Below are 18,014 nucleotides of genomic sequence, written 5' to 3'. Positions count from 1 at the left end.
AGCGTCGAGGTCATGAAGGACAAGAGCGAATCGGTGCTGTGGCTTCCCACCGCCGACCGGGTGTTTCTGGCGGTGGTCGCGCCCGCGGTCGGTGGCGCCGTCGGATTCTTTCTCCCACGCTGGGCACCGTGGGCAGCGTCGCAGAAGTGGATCCCGTTCCAGGGAGTGTTCGAGTTCGTTGCTTCGTGGTCGCACTGGTGGGTGCAGTATCTGACCACCGGGATCGGTGTCGCACTGGGAGCCGCGTTCGTCGCCTTCGCATTTCACGACAGTCTCCGCGTCGTCGTCTCCGCGTCGGGCCTGCGTCTGACCGAGGAAGGCCGGACGACGTCGGTCGCTCGGGCCGATGCGTCGACGGTGTTCGTCGACGGCAAGGAACTCGTCGTCCTCGACGCGGCGTCGCGTCAGGTCGTTCGCGCACCGATCGAGGAGAAGGAACCCGCGGTGGAGCGTGTGTTCGTCGAACACGGCTACTCCTTCGTGGAGGGCGATCCGTACGAAAGCCTGTATCAGCGTTGGATTCCGGGATCGCCGACGCTTCCCGCTGAGGTCGACGCCGTGATGCGCGCCCGAGAAATGGCGTTGCAGAAGAAGTCTCGCGAGGATGCGTCCGAGCTACGTGAGGCGCTGGACCGGTTGGGAATCGTTGTTCGTGAACGCAAGAGCACGCAGTACTGGCGACCGCTGGTGCGCGGATGACCGTGTCGCGTCGGCGTACCGGCGATCTCGGCGCAATGGCGTTCTCGCTGTTCATCGCAGCAATGGTCGTCTTCGACGGGGTGACCGCCGCCGATTTCTCGAACTTGCGTGTGGCGACCGCGGTTGCGATCGGCGTCGTCGCGACTGCATTGCTGTGGTGGCGTCGGCGCCGGCCGGTCGGTATCGCGCTCGTGCTCGCAGCCTTGACGGTGTTCTCCGACGCTGCGGGCGGCGCGGAGTTGGTGGCGATCTACACCGTGGCATCGATGCGAACGTGGAGGGTCACCGCGGCGATCGTTGCGCTGCATCTCGTGGCTTCGCTGGTGTACGCACGCTTCTTCTCGGTCGGTGACTCGGTGGTGTCGACGGGAATTCTGAGCTTGGCGCTGCTCAGTATCCCGATGGCGTGGGGTGCGATCGTCAAGGCGCGGCGAGAGGTCATCGATTCGCTTCGCGAGCGCGCCGAACGAGCGGAGGCTGCGGCGGCGGACCGGGCAGATCGGGTTCGTGGCCAGGAACGTGAGCGGATTGCCAGAGAGATGCACGATGCCCTGGCACACCGGATTTCGATGGTGAGTTTGCATGCCGGTGCGCTCGAGGTGCGGTCCGACGCCGATGCAGCCGACATCGAGAAGATCGCGGGAACCATCAGAACCAGTGCGCACGGTGCGTTGAACGATCTCCGGGAAATCCTGGGCGTACTGCGATCCGACGAGGATTCACCACCGATGAAACCGGGATCGTCCATCGATGACGTACCGGCGCTGATCGACGAGGTTCGCGCAGCCGGGGTCGTGGTCGATTTCGACAGTCGGTTGGACGCGGGCGGCGTTCCTGCGACCATGGGGCGTAACGTCTTTCGTGTCGTTCAGGAGGGCCTGACCAACGCCCGCAAGCATGCGGCGGGCTCTGCAGTGCAGGTGTCGATTCGGCCGGAAGGAGAGGGGATGCTCGTGTCGGTGTCCAACGCGCTGGGCGGGCGCGACTCGGTCGTGCCGGGTTCTCGCACGGGGCTGATCGGTCTGTCCGAGCGGCTGTCCTTGGCCGGCGGTCGGCTCGAACACGGGGTGAAGACCGTCGACGGGTCGGTCGGATACGTACTGGAAGCATGGTTGCCGTGGCCGAGGTGATCGATGTTCTCCTCGTCGACGACGACGCTCTGGTCCGATCGGGTTTGTCGATGATTCTGCAGTCCGACAGTTCGATTCGGGTGGTCGGTGAGGCCGCGGACGGCGCGAGCGGTGTCGACGCGGCTCGACGGCTCGAGCCGGACGTGGTTCTGATGGACATACGAATGCCCGTCATGGACGGTCTGGCCGCAACCGAGATGCTCAGGACTAGCACGGGAGGTCCGGCGATCCTGGTGCTCACGACATTCGACACCGACGAGTACCTCCTTCGAGCACTTCGGCTGGGCGCCAACGGCTTCCTGCTGAAGGACACTCCTCCGCGGGACATCATCGAGGCCGTCAAGCGAGTGCAGGACGGTGAGTCGATGCTGTCGCCGTCGGCCGTCGGAACACTCGTGTCGGCCTGGCGCGAGCAGGATCGACGCACGGCCGGGGCCGACGATGTACTGGACGTGCTGACCGATCGGGAACGTGAAGTGGCAATCGCGGTGGCGCAGGGATTGTCGAATGCCGAGATCAGCGGGTCGCTCTTCATGAGTGTCGCGACCGTCAAGACCTACGTGTCGAGAGTGTTGGCCAAGCTCGGATGCACCAACCGAGTGCAGATCGCCATTGCCGTGTTCGAGAGTCGATAGCTCTCCGGCCTCGGTCATTCGCCGAGCGTTCTCGCGCAGTTCTTCCGATTCCTGGACGGAGATTCAGAGGAGGACGATCAGCAGCACCACCATCAGTAGGACGACAGCCACTCCCACGCCCAGAATCACCGCAGGCGGGATGTCGACCTTGTCTCCCACGGCGTCGTCGACTGCATCGAGCACCTTGTCCAACGGATTCTTCTTCTTGGGCACGTCGAACGGGGGCGGGGCGTAGGGCTTGGGTGTGGTGTCCGAGAGCCCGGTCGAGCGCACTGCGGGAAGCCCTGCGACAGTGTTGCCGAATTCGCGTGACGGGCGGCGGGTTTCCGCGACGGGCGTGGATCGGTGTGCCCACCCCGGAACGACGCCGTCCGATGTGGTGAGTGGAACACCGCGAAGCGACGCAATGGATCCTTTGCTGCTGACCGCGCTCCGGATGATCTCGTCTCTGGCCTGTGCCATGGTCGGCCTGCGAGACGGGTCCGGCTCGAGCATGTGCAGCAACGCCGGGGTGAGATCTCCTGATCTGCTGGGCGAGATGATCTGGCCGCGAGCGACTCGGTGCAGCAGTGCGATGGAGTCCTCGTCGATGTCGAACGGCGGTCTGCCCTCGATCGCGGTGTACAGCGTCGCGCCGAGGGAGAAGACGTCGCTTGCCTCGGTCGGATCCTGTCCGCGTGCGACCTCGGGAGCGAAGTAGGCGGGAGTTCCGGTGATGACGCTCGAATCCGACTCCTCCACATCACCTTTCGCACGCGAGATCCCGAAGTCGCTGATCTTGACGATCCCGAGCGTCCGGCCACGGTCGGCGATGAGGATGTTGCCCGGTTTGATGTCGCGGTGGACGATACCTGCCTCGTGTGCCTCGGTGAGCGCGTCGGCAACCTGGGCGCCCACCTGCGCTACCTCGTACGGTGGCAGCGTCTCGGCGATGTTCAGTGCCTGCGCCAGCGACCGTGACGGCATGTACTCCATGACGAGCCACGGTTCTCCGTCCTCGATCGCGACGTCGTGCATGGCGATGGCATGTGGGCTGGACAGCCGCGCGGCGATCCGTCCCTCACGCATGGCGCGATTACGGACTTCGCGCGCGGCCTTCTCACTCAGGTCGATCGTCGAGGTGACCTGTTTGACGGCAACTTTTCTTCCCATCAGCGTGTCCTGCGCAAGCCACACGGCACCCATTCCGCCACCGCCGAGCTTGTAGGCGAGGCGGTATCTGCCGGCGAGGAGATAATCGGGTCCGACGACCCGTGCGGTGCGTTGCTGCTCGGTCACGCCCACAGGTTAGTTGACAGTGAGCATCGCTGCCCGCGACGTCCGGCGTGACGCGCCGCCCCGGCCGTCACCAGCCGGTTCGTCGCTGCCTTGACGGAGGTCGCCGGAACGGCTTAACTTGGGGGTGTTCGAAAGTCTGTTCGAAGGCGGGACTTCCCCATCGTCTTCGGAAGAGGGCCGAGTTCCACGATTCCATCACCATGGGGAGGTAAGTATGTCTGTTTCCGCCGACTCTCGGCACGGTATCTCCCGCGACAACAGAGTTGCTCGTGACGGCAGTGTTGCTCGTGACGGCAGTGTTGCTCGTGACAGCAGTGTTGCTCGTGACGGCGGTGTTGCGCTGGAGAGCATGTCGTTGCCGGAGAGGGTGGAACATCTTCGGCGACGCATGGCCGCTGTGCCGTCCAAGGGCGAAACACGCTCGGTCGCCCGTCCCTCGGTTTCACGGTCGAGTGCCCCTGTGTCGGCCGAGCCATCGGCGCCCGACAACCGCCTCGAACAGCAGAAAAGCACACGCGCACCTGCAAAAGAGGTGTTGAGTGTCCCGGAGGCGCTTGCGGCTGTCCTCCCTCACGGAGGCCTGGTTCGAGGGTCGGTGACCGCAGTGTCCGGCGCGGGTTCTCTGATGCTCGGCATGGTCGCGTCGGTCACGGCTGCAGGCGGTCACGTGGCAGTGGTCGGTCAACCGCGCTTCGGGTTGCTCGCAGCGTCCGAGATGGGAGCGCAGTTGCACAGACTGGCCATGGTTCCCGATCCGGGAGAGGACCCGGTGGAAGTGGCCGCGATCCTGCTCGACGGAGTGGACCTGGTCGTGCTCGGTCTCGGTGGTAGGTCGGTGCCGCCGTCGCGAGCACGTGCCGTCGTTGCACGCGCTCGAAGCAAGGGTGCGTCGCTTCTGGTGACGGACGGGCACTGGGACGGGGTGGATCTGCGGCTCGATGCGTCCGTGGCCGGCGTCGACGGTGTCGGAACCGGAGACGGTGCAGGCCGCGGGCGGCTTCGTGGTCTCCGGTTGGAAGTGCGCGCGCAGGGGAAGGCGATGCGCACTCGTTCCACTCGATTCGACCTACGTTCCGAGCGCGGCCGCGTCGAGTGGTTCGAGGTCCCGTCCATTGCGGCCGTCGGTGCCGACAGAGTGGCGGTGCTGGCATGAAATGGGAACAGGCATGAGCCGGGTGCTGGCGCTGTGGTGCCCGGACTGGCCCGCGGTCGCGGCTGCTGCCGTCGCCGATCTTCCGGCGACCAGCCCGGTGGCGGTGGTGTCCGCCAATCGTGTGATCGCATGTTCGGCACCTGCCCGCGCACACGGTGTACGGCGGGGTCTACGCAAACGTGAGGCCCAGGCTCGCTGTCCCGATGTGCATGTGGTGACGGCTGATTCGGATCGCGACGGCCGGATGTTCGAGCCGGTCGCCGCAGCCGTCGACATGGTTGCGCCGGGTGTGGAGGTACTGCGGCCGGGGTTGCTGATCCTCGGTGCCCGAGGTGTCAGCAGGTACTTCGGATCCGAGCACAACGCAGCCGAGCGGTTGATAGATCAGGCGGCCGCGGCCGGCGTCGAATGTCAGATAGGGATCGCCGACGAGTTGTCGACGGCGGTCATCGCAGCCAGGCATGCCGTGATCGTTCCCCGGGGCGGCGGGGCTCGTTATCTCGCCCCGCTGCCGGTGTCGGAACTGGCGGCAGAACCCAGTCTGGCCGCGGCGGACAGGGAAGACCTGATCGATCTCCTACGACGTCTGGGTCTGCGCACCATCGGTGATTTCGCGGCCCTCACTCCCGGTGATGTGGCGTCCCGTTTCGGGACCGACGCCGTGCTCGCCCATCGGAGCGCGAGGGGTGAGGCGGAGCGTCCACCGTCGGCTCGCGCCCTGCCACCGGACCTGAACGTGGAGTACCAGTGCGATCCGCCGATCGATCGCGTGGATGCAGCGGCCTTCGCGGGCAGGGGGATGGCGGAGAAACTGCACACGAAGTTGGCGGCCGCTGCCGTTGCCTGTACTCGACTGCTCGTCCATGCATCCACCGGCAACGGCGAGAACCTCTCGCGAACATGGCGATGCGCCGAGCCTCTGACCCCGGAAGGAACCGCAGACCGCGTGCGGTGGCAACTCGACGGCTGGCTCACCGGGCGTAGCGTCGCCAAACCGACGTCGGGCATCACGATGCTGCGATTGGAACCGGTCGAGGTGGTCGCAGCCGGTGAGCTCCAACTCGGCCTCTGGGGAAGCGTCGGCGACGAGGAGGAACGCGCCAGACGTGCCCTTGTCCGTGTGCAGGGACTTCTCGGCGGCGACTCGGTGAAAATCGGCGTGCTGAGCGGGGGGCGTGGCCCCGGCGACCGGGTGACTCTGCGCAGTCTGGGCGACGAGTTGGTGCCCCTGTCGGATCCTGCTGCTCCCTGGCCCGGCCGGCTCCCGGCGCCCGCACCGGCAGCAGTGATGGACACGTCTCCTCGGGTGACGCTGGAGGACGCGAACGGCAACGACGTGCACGTCGGCATGCGCGGAAGTTTCGACACCCGCCCGGTCACACTGCGGTGGGGGAGCAAGGCGTGGCCACTACGAGGATGGGCCGGACCATGGCCGATCGACGAACGCTGGTGGGATCCCACCGTGGGTACACAGGGCGCGCGCGTTCAGGTGCTGTTCGAAGAAACCCGTGCCCTGCTGCTTCTCTACGGCGACGACGGGTGGCGAGTGGAAGGTATCTACGAATGATCCGCGGTGAGGATCTACCATCAGTGCATGAGACTGTCGAAGCGAGATGTTCCCTTGATCGCCAGTGCAGCGCTTTTCGTTGTCTCGCAAGCGAATATCGTTCGGCTGCTCGGTCCGGCCGGGCCCCGCGTCCTCGAAGTGCAGACGGCGTGGTCGGCACGACGATATCGAGAGATTCTCGAGAAGATGGACGTTCGAGAGACCGCGCGTTTTCGAAGCCACTACTACCCGGATTTCGTCCACCCGGCGATCTACGCCGTCGCGCTTCGTGCCGGTGCCGAGCGGTTGGGTGAACTGATGCCGATACCGCCCGCCACCGCACGTGTGCTTGCGCTCGCTCCTGTCCTCTCGGCAGCAGGAGATTACGTCGAGAACATCGTCGGCCTGCACCTGCTGGATCGGCCCGAGCACATCACCGATTCGGTCGTGCGAGCCACCTCGGCCGTCAGTATCGCCAAATGGACTCTGGCGTTGGGATCTCTGGGGTATCTGACCGCCGGCTTCGGTTCGGTGCTGGTGCGCTCGATACGCAGGTGATCGGTACCGGCCTCGTCACCAGTTGGCTCCGGGAACCAGCCTTCCGAGTCGCCTCGCCAGCTTGCCGACCCGCGCCGAGGCGCTGGACGCGTCGTAGGTCGAGGTCGGAGGTACAGGGATCGGCTGAGATTCGCCCTGGCCCTCCGTCACTTCGCCTTTGGCCGCAGCCGAATCGGGGAACCGCCGGTAGAACTGATGCATCGTCCGGTCCTTGCCGTTCGGCGTGAAGATGCTGCCGAACTGACCGAGAGTGCCGAGTGGAGTGTCGATGCGCTTCGGCCTGTCGGTCAACGCCCTGATCACCATTGCCGCGGCTTTCTCCGGTGACACCACCGGGCCGACGTTCTTGTCGCCGGTGGGTGTGATCATCGGCGTCGCAACGAGCGGCATATGGATGGTCGTGAACGTTATTCCGTCGGACAGAGTTTCGGCTGCAGCCACGTCGGAGAACGCGTCGAGAGCGGCCTTGCTCGCCACGTACGCGGAGAAACGTGGTGTGTGGCCCTGCACTGCCGCGCTACTGACGTTCACGACATGGCCGAAGCGGCGCTCACGCATGTGCGGAAGTAGCGCCAACACGAGTCGGACGGCACCGAAGTAGTTGACGGCCATCGTTCTTTCGTAATCGTGCAGTCTGTCCGTCGATCGGTAGAGCGAACGCCGGATGGATCGCCCGGCGTTGTTGACGAGCATGTCCACGTGCCCGTGCTCACCGAGAATGGCCTTGACCGTCTGCTCCACCGACTCGGTGTCCGTGACGTCGCAGGGATACCCGTACGCGTCCCCGCCGGAGGAACGGATGTCCGCAACAACGCTTTCCAGCTGCTCGGCGCCGCGCGCCAGCAGAAGAACCGTTGCGCCCTTGCGCGCTGCGGACACGGCGCTCGCCTGTCCGATTCCAGAGGAACCCCCGGTGATGACGATGTGACGGCCGACCAGCGGTCCGCGTGGATCCTGCTTGCGCGCGCGGTCCGGGTCGAGGTTGCGCTGCCAATGCGTCCACAGTTTGTCCGCATAGGACTTCAACGGCGGCGGAACGAGTCCGTTCAGCGCAGTCTGGGTGGCAGTGGACGTGAACACCGTCGGAAGCGTCAGATGATCGAGCATGACGGGTGGAACACCGAACCGTGTGAGCACGGCGTCGCGACCGTTCTTGACCACCCTCGTCCGCGGCGAGACGACAGGAGCAGCAACCGCCCCCGGTATCCCCACGACCTTGGCCTTCGAACCCGCGGCCGCGCCGAACGCGGAATACACCTCGACCATCGACTGAGGCTCGGGGTTGACGAGATGGAACACCCTCTGACCCAGAGGATTCCGCACGATCAGATCGACGATGGCAGTGGCAACGTAGTCCACCGGTACCAGATTGGTCGCACCGATATCAGGCACTGTGACAGGCAGGATCGACGGTAACTTGGCAAGTTCGGCGAAGAACGGAAAGAAGAAGTACGGCCCGTCGATCTTGTCGATCGCGCCGGTCTCGGAATGGCCGACAACCGCGGACGGCCTGTACACGCGCCAATCGGTAGCCGAATCGCGGACGATCGCCTCCGCCTCGAACTTGGTCCGGTGATACGCCGTCGGGAATCCCTGGCCCTTGTCGAAATCGTTCTCGGTGAACGTCCCCACATGGTCACCGGCAATTGCGATCGACGACACGTGGTGCAACCTCGCCCCCGTCGCCACCGCCAGATCGACCACGGCTCGGGTGCCGTCCACATTCGCCCCGGACTGCTCATCACCGGCGGTCAGGTCGTACACCGCGCCGAGATGAACGATGTGATCGACATCCGACGGCACCTCCTTCACCCCGAGCCCCGGTTCGGTGAGGTCTCCCACGAGCGGATGAACCCTGTCGTCACCGGGCAGCCCGGCGACCTGCTGTTCGAGCTTGGCAACCGACTGTTGCCGAACCAGAACATGCACCTCCGCAGCCGAATCGCGCTCCAGTATCAGGGGCAGCACATTCCGCCCGAGAAAACCCGTACCGCCGGTAACGATGTACTTCGCCATCCCTCGAACTTACTTGATAGTAAGTTCCTCGGCCACCCTTGTTCTCGGACCGAACGTGGCATTCAGTCACTTGAAGTGACCGAACGTCACGTTGGGTCACTTGAGGTGACCGAACGTCACATTGGGTCACTTGAGGTGACCGAACGTCACGTTGGGTCACTAGAGGTGACCGAACGTCACGTTCGGTCCACGAAGACAGGGATGCGGCGAGGTCAGTGACCGATACCGACTTTTTCGTGCACTTTCTTCATCCATGCAGGCGCCCACCAGTTGACTTCGCCCATCAGTTTCACCAGTGACGGGACGAGCAGCATTCTGATGATGGTGGCGTCGACGATCAAGGCGAGGATCATTCCGACGCCGAGGAATCTCATGATCGACAGATCGGAGATGGTGAATGCGCCGGTGACGACGATGAGGATGAGGGCGGCGGCGGTGACGATGCGTCCTGTCCGTTGTGCGCCGACGGTCACTGCTTCTTCCGTCGTGGCGCCGCCGGCTCTTGCTTCTACCATTCGGGACATCAGGAAGACCTCGTAGTCGGTGGACAGGCCGAAGACGACGGCGAGGATGAGGACGACGAATGTCGCTTCGAGTGGTGCCGGGGTGACGCCGAGCAGTTCGGCACCGTGCCCTTCCTGGAAGACCCAGGTCAACACACCGAAGGTGGCTCCGAGGCTCAGCCCTGCCATCAGGACCGCTTTGATGGGGAGAACGATCGAGCCGAAGGCGAGGAACAACAGGATGAGCGTCGAGACGACCATGATCGCGATCATCGCCGGCAGCCACTTGGCGATCGCTGCGTTGCCGTCGTCGACGAGAGCTCTCGAGCCTCCGACGAGGATCTCGGTGCCCTCCGGCGGTGTCATCTGTCGCAGGGAAGCGACGGCGTCACTGGTCGATTCGACTTCGCTCTTGCCTTCACTGGGTTCGCTGAATGTTGCTTGGACGACGACGAAGTCGTCCGCGGACCCGGTGAACTGGACCCGGGCAATTCCGTCGACGGCTTCTGCCTGGCGGGTGATGTCTGCGATCGGGGCGCCCTGGGGTTTCTGCCCGTCGGTGCCGCGGAGAACTACGGTGGCACCTTCGCCCGTGGTCGGGAATTCGGAGTTCAGTGTCTCGACGGCGACGCGAGCCGGATCGTTCTGAGGCAGTGCGGTGTAGTCGACTTCTCCCAGCGTGACCTTGAGAATCGGCGCTGAGAGCACGAGCAGTGCGGCGACGATGACTACAGCGACGATTCCGGGAGTGCGCATCACCCGGGTGACGACGGCTCCCCAGAACTTCTGTGCGCGCGCGTCGCCGCGGTCGGATGCGCTACGGCTCCAGGTGAGCGAGTTGATGCGATGACCGAGTATCGCGAGCAGGGCAGGAACAGCCGTCAGCGACAGGATTGCCGCGCTGGCGACGGCGGCCATGGCTCCGAATCCGAGCGATTTGACGACCGGTTGCGGAAACACGAGCATTCCCGCGAATGCGCAGATCAGCAGCAGCCCCGAGAAGACGATGGTTCGGCCTGCGGTCAGCACGGTGCGAACTGCGGCGTTCTGCGGGTCGACGCCTGCGCGCATCTCCTCTCGAAATCTACTGACGATGAACAGTCCGTAGTCGATGGCGAGGCCGAGCCCGAGAAGTGAGGCGACGTTGATGGAGAACGAGCTGACCTCGGTGACCACCGTCAGCGCCCGCAGAATTGCCAGTGCGCTGATGACGCTGAGGATGCCCACGAACACCGGCACCGCGGCCGCGACCACGCCGCCGAAGATGAAGATCAACAGCACCAGGGTGATGGGGATCGCGATCGCCTCGGATCGCACGAGGTCGCTCTGCAGCGTGGTGCTGAAGGACACTCCTACCACCGATCCGCCGGCGAACTGCGAAGTCACGCCGGGGACGACGAGTTTCGGCGGCAGGTCGCCGAACGTCGAGAACGTGACGCCTGACTTGGGGCCGAGGGTGACGGTCGCGAGCGCCTTGGTGCCGTCGTTGGACAGGAGGAACTGCTTGGCTGCGGCGTTCGCCGTCCAATAGGACGTGACGTTCTCGACGGAGTATTCGTTCTGGAACTCGTCGAGCACGGCTGTGACATCGGGTGCGATGTCGTCGATCGTCTTGCCTTCGGGTGCGGTGTAGATGGCGACGATGTCCGGTGTCGGTTGCCCGAGGCCGGCGACGAGTGTGCTGACTTCGGCGGCCTCGCTTCCCGGGTCGATGAAGCCGCCTTCGCTGAGCTTGGAGAACACGCCGATTCCCCATACCCCGCTGAGGGCCACCGCCACGATGGCGATGGTGAGCACCCAGCGTTTACGGGAAACGACGAACGAAGCCCAACGTGTCACGTTCTCACTCCAGCTCTCTAGTTACATGCGATCGCAGAGCGAGCCTAGTGGCTGGAGACGACACGTTGATTTCTGTCGGTGCCGTGCGCTCTAATAGAACACACGTTCGAACGGTGTCTTCCCCTCTGTTCGACCGTGCTGTTCGAGTTCTCGATGAACGAGGGGATGGTCATGGGCTGGAACGATGGTCCACCGACGTGGTCGGAGATGGAGCGGGTGCTGTCGGGGCGTCCTGCGCGGCCGGACAAGCCCGAGATCGTCGGCGACGGCGGGGACAGTCCTGCCTGGTCGCGTAAACGTGCGGCGTACGAAGGGTCGGTCACTTCGGCACCCGTGACAGGAACTCCGTATGCGGAGTTGCATGCGCATTCCGCGTTCAGTTTCCTCGACGGGGCGAGCCAGCCGGAAACGATGGTGGAGGAGGCCGCGAGGCTCGGGCTGGAGTCGATCGCCCTCACCGATCACGACGGTCTCTACGGGGTCGTGAGGTTCGCCGAGGCCGCCAAGGCGCTGGGTGTGGGGACTGTCTTCGGTGCCGAACTGTCGCTGGGAACGGACAAGTCGCGGGCAGGTGAGCTCGACCCGGACGGTACGCATCTTCTCGTGCTCGCTCGCGGTCAGGAGGGGTATCGCAGACTGTCGAGGGAGATCGCGGCGGCGCATCTGGCCGGTGGCGTCAAGGGAAAGCCTCGGTACGACTTCGACGCGTTGTCCGATGCCGCGGGTGGGCATTGGCAGATCCTCACCGGGTGCAGAAAGGGGCACGTGCGGCGTGCCCTGCGCGACGGCGGGCGGGACGCGATGGATGCTGCCGTCCGGGACCTGGTCGACAGATTCGGCGCCGACCGTGTCACCGTCGAGCTCACTCATCACGGATTGCCGGAGGACGACGAGCGCAACGACGCGCTGTTCGACGCCGCCGCCCGCTTCCGCCTTCCGGTGATCGCCACGACTGCGGCCCATTACGCGACGCCGGAGAACCGCCGTCTTGCCATGGCGATGGCTGCGGTGCGCGCCAGAAGCAGCTTGGACGAGGCATCGGGATGGCTCGCACCGACCGGTGGTACCCATCTTCGGTCCGGTGCGGAGATGGCTGCGCTGTTCCGACATCATCCCGGCGTGGTCGACGCCGCAGCCCGGCTCGGTCGTGAGTGTGCGTTCGATCTTCACTTGATCGCGCCGAAGCTTCCGCCGTTCGATGTGCCTCCCGGACATACCGAGATCAGTCACCTGCGTGATCTCGCGCTGCGTGGTGCGCGCCTCAGGTACGGCTCGCCGACGGAACATCCTGCGGCGCACGCTCAGATCGAGTACGAACTGGACATCATCGAGCGGTTGGGTTTTCCCGGGTACTTTCTCGTCGTCCACGACATCGTGAAATTCTGCAAGGACAACGACATTCTGTGCCAGGGGCGGGGTTCGGCAGCGAACTCCGCCGTCTGTTATGCCATCGGCATCACCAACGTGGACCCTGTTGCCAACAAGCTGCTCTTCGAGCGATTCCTCGCGCCCGAGCGGGACGGTCCACCCGATATCGACGTCGACATCGAATCGGACAGGCGTGAGGAAGCTATTCAGCACGTCTACTCCAAGTACGGGCGCACGTATGCCGCGCAGGTCGCGAACGTGATCACCTATCGAGGTAAATCCTCGGTGCGTGACATGGCTCGCGCGTTGGGATTCTCTCAGGGGCAACAGGATGCGTGGAGCAAGCAGGTCACCCGTTGGTCCAACATCGGTGACCAGGAGGGAAGCGACATACCTGCTCCGGTACTGGATCTGGCGCGGCAGATCGAAGGGTTTCCGCGTCATCTCGGTATTCACTCGGGCGGCATGGTGATCTGCGATCGCCCCATTGCGGACGTGTGTCCGGTGGAGTGGGCGACGATGGCCGACCGCAGTGTTCTCCAGTGGGACAAGGACGATTGCGCTGCGGTGGGTTTGGTCAAGTTCGACATGCTGGGACTCGGGATGTTGTCGGCCCTGCATTACATGATCGATCTGATCGACGAGCACAAAGGCATCCGGATCGACCTCGCGGACATCGATCTGAGCGAGAAGGCTGTCTACGACATGCTGCAGCGAGCGGATTCGATCGGCGTGTTCCAGGTGGAGTCGCGCGCGCAGATGGCGACGTTGCCTCGCCTGAAGCCGAGTGAGTTCTACGACTTGGTCGTGGAAGTGGCACTGATCAGGCCGGGGCCCATTCAGGGTGGATCCGTTCACCCGTACATCAAGCGCCGCAACGGGCTCGAACCGGTCACGTTCGATCATCCGTCGTTGAAGAAGGCTCTGGATCGGACGCTCGGAGTTCCGCTGTTCCAGGAACAGCTCATGCAGATGGCGATCGATGTCGCGGGTTTCAGCGCTGCGGATGCCGATCAACTCCGCCGAGCCATGGGTTCCAAACGGTCCCCGGAGCGCATGAACGAACTGCGCGGAAAGTTCTACGACGGTATGCGTGAGCTGCACGGAATCGTCGGGGATGCGGCCGATCGTATCTACGAGAAACTGTCCGCCTTCGCCAACTTCGGTTTTCCCGAGAGTCATTCGCAGAGTTTTGCATCGCTCGTGTTCTATTCGTCGTGGTTCAAACTGCACCATCCGGCAGCGTTCTGCGCGGGACTGCTGCGGGCACAGCCGATGGGCTTCTACTCCCCGCAATCGTTGGTCGCCGATGCACGGCGTCACGGTGTGCAGGTGCACGGACCGGATGTCAACGCCAGCTCCTGGTACGCGGACTTGTGCGGTGGTGGACTCGAGATTCGTATGGGTCTGGCCGATGTTCGTCACATCGGTCAGGCGCTCGCGGAGAAGATCGTCGAAGCTCGGGTACTGGGGGGCCCGTACACCTCGTTCCTCGATCTGACCGGACGTGTGGAGCTGTCCACCGCCCAGGCCGAATCGTTGGCGACAGCAGGCGCTCTCGGCTGTTTCGGGACCACTCGTCGCCAAGCGTTGTGGGCTGCCGGCGCTGCGGCAGGGGAGCGGCCGCATCTGCTTCCCGGTCTCGGGGCGTCGACCCACGCGCCCGTGCTTCCCGGTATGAGCGATCTCGATCTGGCGTCCGCGGACGTATGGGCAACGGGGGTATCACCGAATTCGTATCCCACTCAGTTCTTTCGAGATCGACTCGACCGCCTCGGGGTGGTTCCGGCGCATCGGCTGTTGGCGATTCCCGATGGGGACCGGGTGCTCGTCGGGGGAGCGGTGACGCATCGTCAACGGCCTGCGACAGCGGGCGGAGTCACGTTCGTCAATCTGGAGGACGAGACGGGAATGGTCAATGTCGTGTGTTCGGTCGGACTGTGGGCGAAGTATCGAAAGCTTGCGCTCACCGCTCCTGCATTGCTGATCCGAGGCAAGGTGCAGAACGCCGAAGGGGCCGCCACCGTGGTGGCGGATCATCTGCAACTGCTGGATCTGCGGGTGCAATCCAAGTCGAGGGATTTCCGGTGAACCCCGCGCATCGTCCGATCCGGATTCCCCGCCCGCGACAGCCGAGCGTGCACACTGGAGCACGTGAAACTTCTGTTGCTGGCAGACACTCATGTGCCGAAGCGGGCGAGGGCACTGCCCCAGCAAGTCTGGGATGCCGTCCGAGATGCGGATGTCGTCGTCCACGCCGGCGACTGGGTCGAGGTCGACCTGTTCGACGCGCTGCAGGCCGCGTCGACACGGTTGATCGCATGCTGGGGGAACAACGACGGCGAAGACTTACGCGCACGCATGCCCGAGCGGGCAGACGTCGCACTCGACGGCGTCCGACTCACCGTCGTCCACGAGACAGGTCAGGCCACCGGACGTGAGAAACGCATGGCGGCGGCCTATCCCGACACGGATGTACTCGTGTTCGGACACAGTCACATTCCGTGGGACACCACGGCCGACAACGGGCTGCGCCTGCTCAATCCAGGATCTCCCACCGACCGCCGTCGGCAACCGTTCTGTACGTTCATGACCGCCGACATCGAGGATTCGACGCTCGGAAACGTTCGCCTGCATCGAATCGAACGGTAGTGGCGTCGATCAGGAGTGCGACGCCTCCGACTGGACGCGGGCCTGATCGACCAGATCGTGGACCAGTCGGATGATCACGTCCATGTCGGTCATGACACCCGCGCGAAGCTCGTCCTGCTCCTCGGGGGACAGTGCGGGCGGGTCGTCCGAGTCCAGCGCCATCACGGTGTCGATCTTCGCTCGCAGCGTCTGCAACGGTTCCATCAACTCCTCGCCGGCGTCGGTGACGAGCTTGTTCTGCCGGCGGCCGGAGACGGTGAGCGCGGCGAGCATCTCGTTGTAGCTGGTGGCCAGCGATGCGAGTTCGTCGTCTCCGCTGACGACGATGGGTTCCAAGTCGCCGGTGCGCGCCACCTGCTCGGTGGCGTTGCGCAGACGTTTGACCGGTCTCAGCCCTGTTCGAGCCACCGCCGAACCGGCGATTCCGGCCAGGGCGACCAGGAATGCTCCGATCATCACGAGAGCGAGCGTCAGCTTCCCCAGCAGTGGATCGTTGGACTCGAGCGACTCGGCGACCATGACGGTTTCGCCGGTGGTCGTCCGCTCGGCCGCGACCATGTATCCGCGCACCTCGCGGAGGGAATCAGGCGCCGTCCCGTCGACGACTGCCTGCTCCTGGGAGTCGAGCACACCCGCCGAGTTCGTGAACGGCTTGGACTCGGTGTTGAACGTGACGAGTTCCCCGGTCGACGAGACCAGAGCTACCTTGATCGCGGGGCCATCGGGGCTGCTGACGCCGAAACCGTACGCGTTCGGCGGGACGCCCAACTGTGCTCCGGTGATGAGTGCTTTGGCGTTGCGAGACACTCGGTCACCGAGCTGATCACGAAGAGCCTGGTCCGCGACGACGTAGATGGCGAGCGCACTGACCGCGACGGCGAGAGCCGCAACACTGATCGTGAGGACACGGATGCGGCCGTGCAGCGTCAACGCTGTGGGGCGATGGGCTGCGCGGGGGATCACTGGACGAGTATGACCGTGACTGCTGAGAGCGTTCTGAGAAACGGGATTACTCGGTCGGTGACGCGTGGAAATGCGTTGGGCGACCGTGTTGTCGATGTAGTACTCTGGCGATCTTCGCGCATGCGGAGTAGTCCACGTACTCGGCGTGGTGAAAGAATCGTGACTCCCACATGGCATCAGAAGTGCACGAAAGCCTGTCCGGTGAACCGGAATCCGTCCGTCGCACCGTCGCCGCGATAGCGAACCTGCTCCTCGGCGCCTCGCGCTCGGCCACCACGGCAGACGCATTCGTCTCGACCTCACTCGGAGTGTCGAGCGACGACGTCGTCTGCGCCACCGAACTCCTCACGGTCTCCACGCGTCCGGCAGTGGCTGCAATCCTCGCGGACGAGATGTCGACATGGAACCCTCCGGTCGGTCCCGCAGAGGATTCGTGTCCTCCGACGTGGGAGCGAACGGAAATCGACGGCACGTCGATCTCGCTGCCCAAGGAACTTGCCGTGTTCTTCGTCGGTGGCTCGTTCGCCCCGATCGACGTCGTGGGGTGCCTGAGGGAAGCGTCGTTCATGAACGACGAATTCGAGCTTCGCATCTACACCCGCACGGTCGACGCCGAGGCGGGCAGGGCACTGCTCGCGCAGACGATGACCGCGGCGCGCGGTCCTCGAAACTTTTTCCGAGGGCGTGTTCTTCAGGCGACCGCGAAACCTGTGCTCGGCCTGTCGATCGTCGACCTTCCCCGTCAGGACCGCTCGAATCTGGTGTTGCCAGCCGAAGTGTGGAACGAACTGGACACCAATATCGCTGCAGTGACCACTCGCGCCGACCTGATGCGTCAGCTCGGCCTCGGCACCAGCCGAGGAGTGCTTCTGACCGGTCCTCCCGGTGTGGGCAAGAGTGCCGTCAGCCGTGTCGTGGCCGGGGAGCTGATGGGAGACGCCACCGTCATCATCGTCGACGCCCTCGCTGGATCTCGTGCGCTGAGGTCCATCTACGAGGAGACCAGATATCTCGGACGCACCGTCGTCATCCTCGAGGATCTCGATCTGATCATCGGCACGAGGGGAAGCGGGGGTCGGGACGAGCCGTTGGCGGAGTTTCTGACCGTCCTCGACGGCACCCGGCAGTACGACGACGTTCTGACCATCGCGTCGACCAACGATCCGAAGTCTCTCGATTCCGCGGCAACGCGGTCGGCTCGGTTCGATGCGATCATCGAGATCGACTACCCGGACACCGCCGCGACAGCCGAGATCCTGCGTCGGATACTGACGTCGATACCCGGCGCCGACGCTGTGGACTGCCATGCCGTGGCGCGGTCTTTCGCTACTGCGGTCTCCGGGGCGGATGTGCGAGAAACGGTGCGACGCGCAGTGCTGGAACACGGAACTGCAGTGACCACACAGGTGCTGCTCCGCACCATCGCCGACGGACGCTGGCGCGCAGCCGAATTGACGGGGCAGTACCTGTGATTCGTCGCTGCCGGTTCAGTCGCCCGAATGCTCGTCGTCGCCGGTGGCCAGTGGTTCTCGACGCGCCTTCTCGAGGACTTCGGTGGTGTGTCCGCCGTGGGCACCTGGTCCGACGTGGGCTTCGGCGCGGAGGCGTTCGACCATGTGCGGGTAGTGCAGTTCGAACGCGGGACGCTCGGAACGGATCCGGGGCAGTTCGGTG

Annotated in this window: 13 protein-coding genes and 1 pseudogene; 9 read left to right on the top strand and 5 right to left on the bottom strand. The window is 64.4% G+C overall.

Annotated features, from left to right (window positions below; genetic code table 11):
• The first annotated feature begins 12 nt into the window (after nt 1–12).
• The 3 genes from CH292_RS01260 to CH292_RS01250 are packed head-to-tail and all read left to right on the top strand — an operon-like array spanning nt 13 to nt 2,464.
• Nucleotides 13–699: a hypothetical protein gene (locus CH292_RS01260; RefSeq protein ID WP_033189925.1), complete on the top strand. Its 687-nt coding sequence runs from the start codon at nt 13–15 to the stop codon at nt 697–699.
• Nucleotides 696–1,829, top strand: coding sequence for a sensor histidine kinase (locus tag CH292_RS01255; RefSeq protein WP_019663623.1), 1,134 nt, complete (start codon nt 696–698; stop codon nt 1,827–1,829). Before CH292_RS01260 ends, CH292_RS01255 begins: the two co-directional genes overlap by 4 nt.
• Nucleotides 1,808–2,464 (top strand): response regulator transcription factor, encoded by a 657-nt coding sequence (locus CH292_RS01250; RefSeq protein ID WP_019663624.1) that lies wholly within the window; start codon nt 1,808–1,810, stop codon nt 2,462–2,464. Before CH292_RS01255 ends, CH292_RS01250 begins: the two co-directional genes overlap by 22 nt.
• 63 nt (nt 2,465–2,527) lie before the next feature.
• On the opposite strand, the gene CH292_RS01245 is transcribed toward CH292_RS01250, so the two are convergent.
• Complete coding sequence (locus tag CH292_RS01245; protein WP_019663625.1) at nt 2,528–3,748, bottom strand: serine/threonine-protein kinase; 1,221 nt, start codon at nt 3,746–3,748, stop codon at nt 2,528–2,530.
• A gap of 343 nt (nt 3,749–4,091) precedes the next feature.
• On the opposite strand from CH292_RS01245, the gene CH292_RS01240 reads away from it, so the two are divergent.
• Genes CH292_RS01240 through CH292_RS01230 form a run of 3 tightly spaced genes read left to right on the top strand, consistent with a single transcriptional unit; the run spans nt 4,092 to nt 6,999 of the window.
• Nucleotides 4,092–4,895, top strand: coding sequence for a hypothetical protein (locus tag CH292_RS01240; protein ID WP_230594067.1), 804 nt, complete (start codon nt 4,092–4,094; stop codon nt 4,893–4,895).
• 13 nt (nt 4,896–4,908) lie between these two features.
• Nucleotides 4,909–6,462, top strand: a complete 1,554-nt coding sequence (locus tag CH292_RS01235; protein ID WP_037181935.1) for a DNA polymerase Y family protein — start codon at nt 4,909–4,911, stop codon at nt 6,460–6,462.
• A 27-nt stretch (nt 6,463–6,489) separates the two neighbouring features.
• Nucleotides 6,490–6,999 carry a hypothetical protein gene (locus CH292_RS01230; RefSeq protein ID WP_094626219.1) on the top strand — a complete coding sequence of 170 codons (510 nt, stop codon included), beginning with the start codon at nt 6,490–6,492 and terminating at the stop codon, nt 6,997–6,999.
• Between the two features lie 15 nt (nt 7,000–7,014).
• Here the strand turns inward: CH292_RS01230 and CH292_RS01225 are convergent, their stop codons facing one another.
• Together CH292_RS01225 and CH292_RS01220 are read right to left on the bottom strand one after the other, a co-directional pair.
• Nucleotides 7,015–9,015, bottom strand: coding sequence for an SDR family oxidoreductase (locus CH292_RS01225; protein WP_094626220.1), 2,001 nt, complete (start codon nt 9,013–9,015; stop codon nt 7,015–7,017).
• Nucleotides 9,016–9,227: 212 nt separating this feature from the next.
• The gene (locus CH292_RS01220; RefSeq protein ID WP_037159718.1) at nt 9,228–11,357 is read right to left on the bottom strand and encodes an MMPL family transporter; all 2,130 of its coding nucleotides are present in this window, start codon (nt 11,355–11,357) and stop codon (nt 9,228–9,230) included.
• A gap of 171 nt (nt 11,358–11,528) precedes the next feature.
• Here CH292_RS01220 and CH292_RS01215 point away from each other — a divergent pair, with 171 nt between their 5' ends.
• Both CH292_RS01215 and CH292_RS01210 read left to right on the top strand, forming a co-directional pair.
• Nucleotides 11,529–14,816, top strand: a complete 3,288-nt coding sequence (locus CH292_RS01215; RefSeq protein WP_052061884.1) for an error-prone DNA polymerase — start codon at nt 11,529–11,531, stop codon at nt 14,814–14,816.
• A 63-nt stretch (nt 14,817–14,879) separates the two neighbouring features.
• Entirely contained in the window at nt 14,880–15,377 is a 498-nt protein-coding gene (locus CH292_RS01210; RefSeq protein ID WP_019663632.1) for a metallophosphoesterase, read from the top strand.
• A gap of 9 nt (nt 15,378–15,386) precedes the next feature.
• Here the strand turns inward: CH292_RS01210 and CH292_RS01205 are convergent, their stop codons facing one another.
• A complete protein-coding gene (locus CH292_RS01205) occupies nt 15,387–16,340 on the bottom strand; it encodes a HAMP domain-containing protein (RefSeq protein WP_019663633.1) in 954 nt (317 codons plus the stop codon).
• Between the two features lie 170 nt (nt 16,341–16,510).
• Here CH292_RS01205 and CH292_RS01200 point away from each other — a divergent pair, with 170 nt between their 5' ends.
• Nucleotides 16,511–17,812, top strand: coding sequence for an ATP-binding protein (locus tag CH292_RS01200; RefSeq protein ID WP_230594061.1), 1,302 nt, complete (start codon nt 16,511–16,513; stop codon nt 17,810–17,812).
• Nucleotides 17,813–17,827: 15 nt separating this feature from the next.
• On the opposite strand, the pseudogene CH292_RS01195 reads toward CH292_RS01200, so the two are convergent.
• A pseudogene (locus CH292_RS01195) lies at nt 17,828–18,014 on the bottom strand (cytochrome ubiquinol oxidase subunit I); the annotation flags it as partial.

The organism is Rhodococcus sp. 14-2470-1a (assembly GCF_002259425.1).
Classification (GTDB): domain Bacteria; phylum Actinomycetota; class Actinomycetes; order Mycobacteriales; family Mycobacteriaceae; genus Rhodococcoides; species Rhodococcoides fascians_E.
Note: the sequence above shows the minus strand (reverse complement) of the source record. Positions and strands in the feature narration are given on the sequence as shown.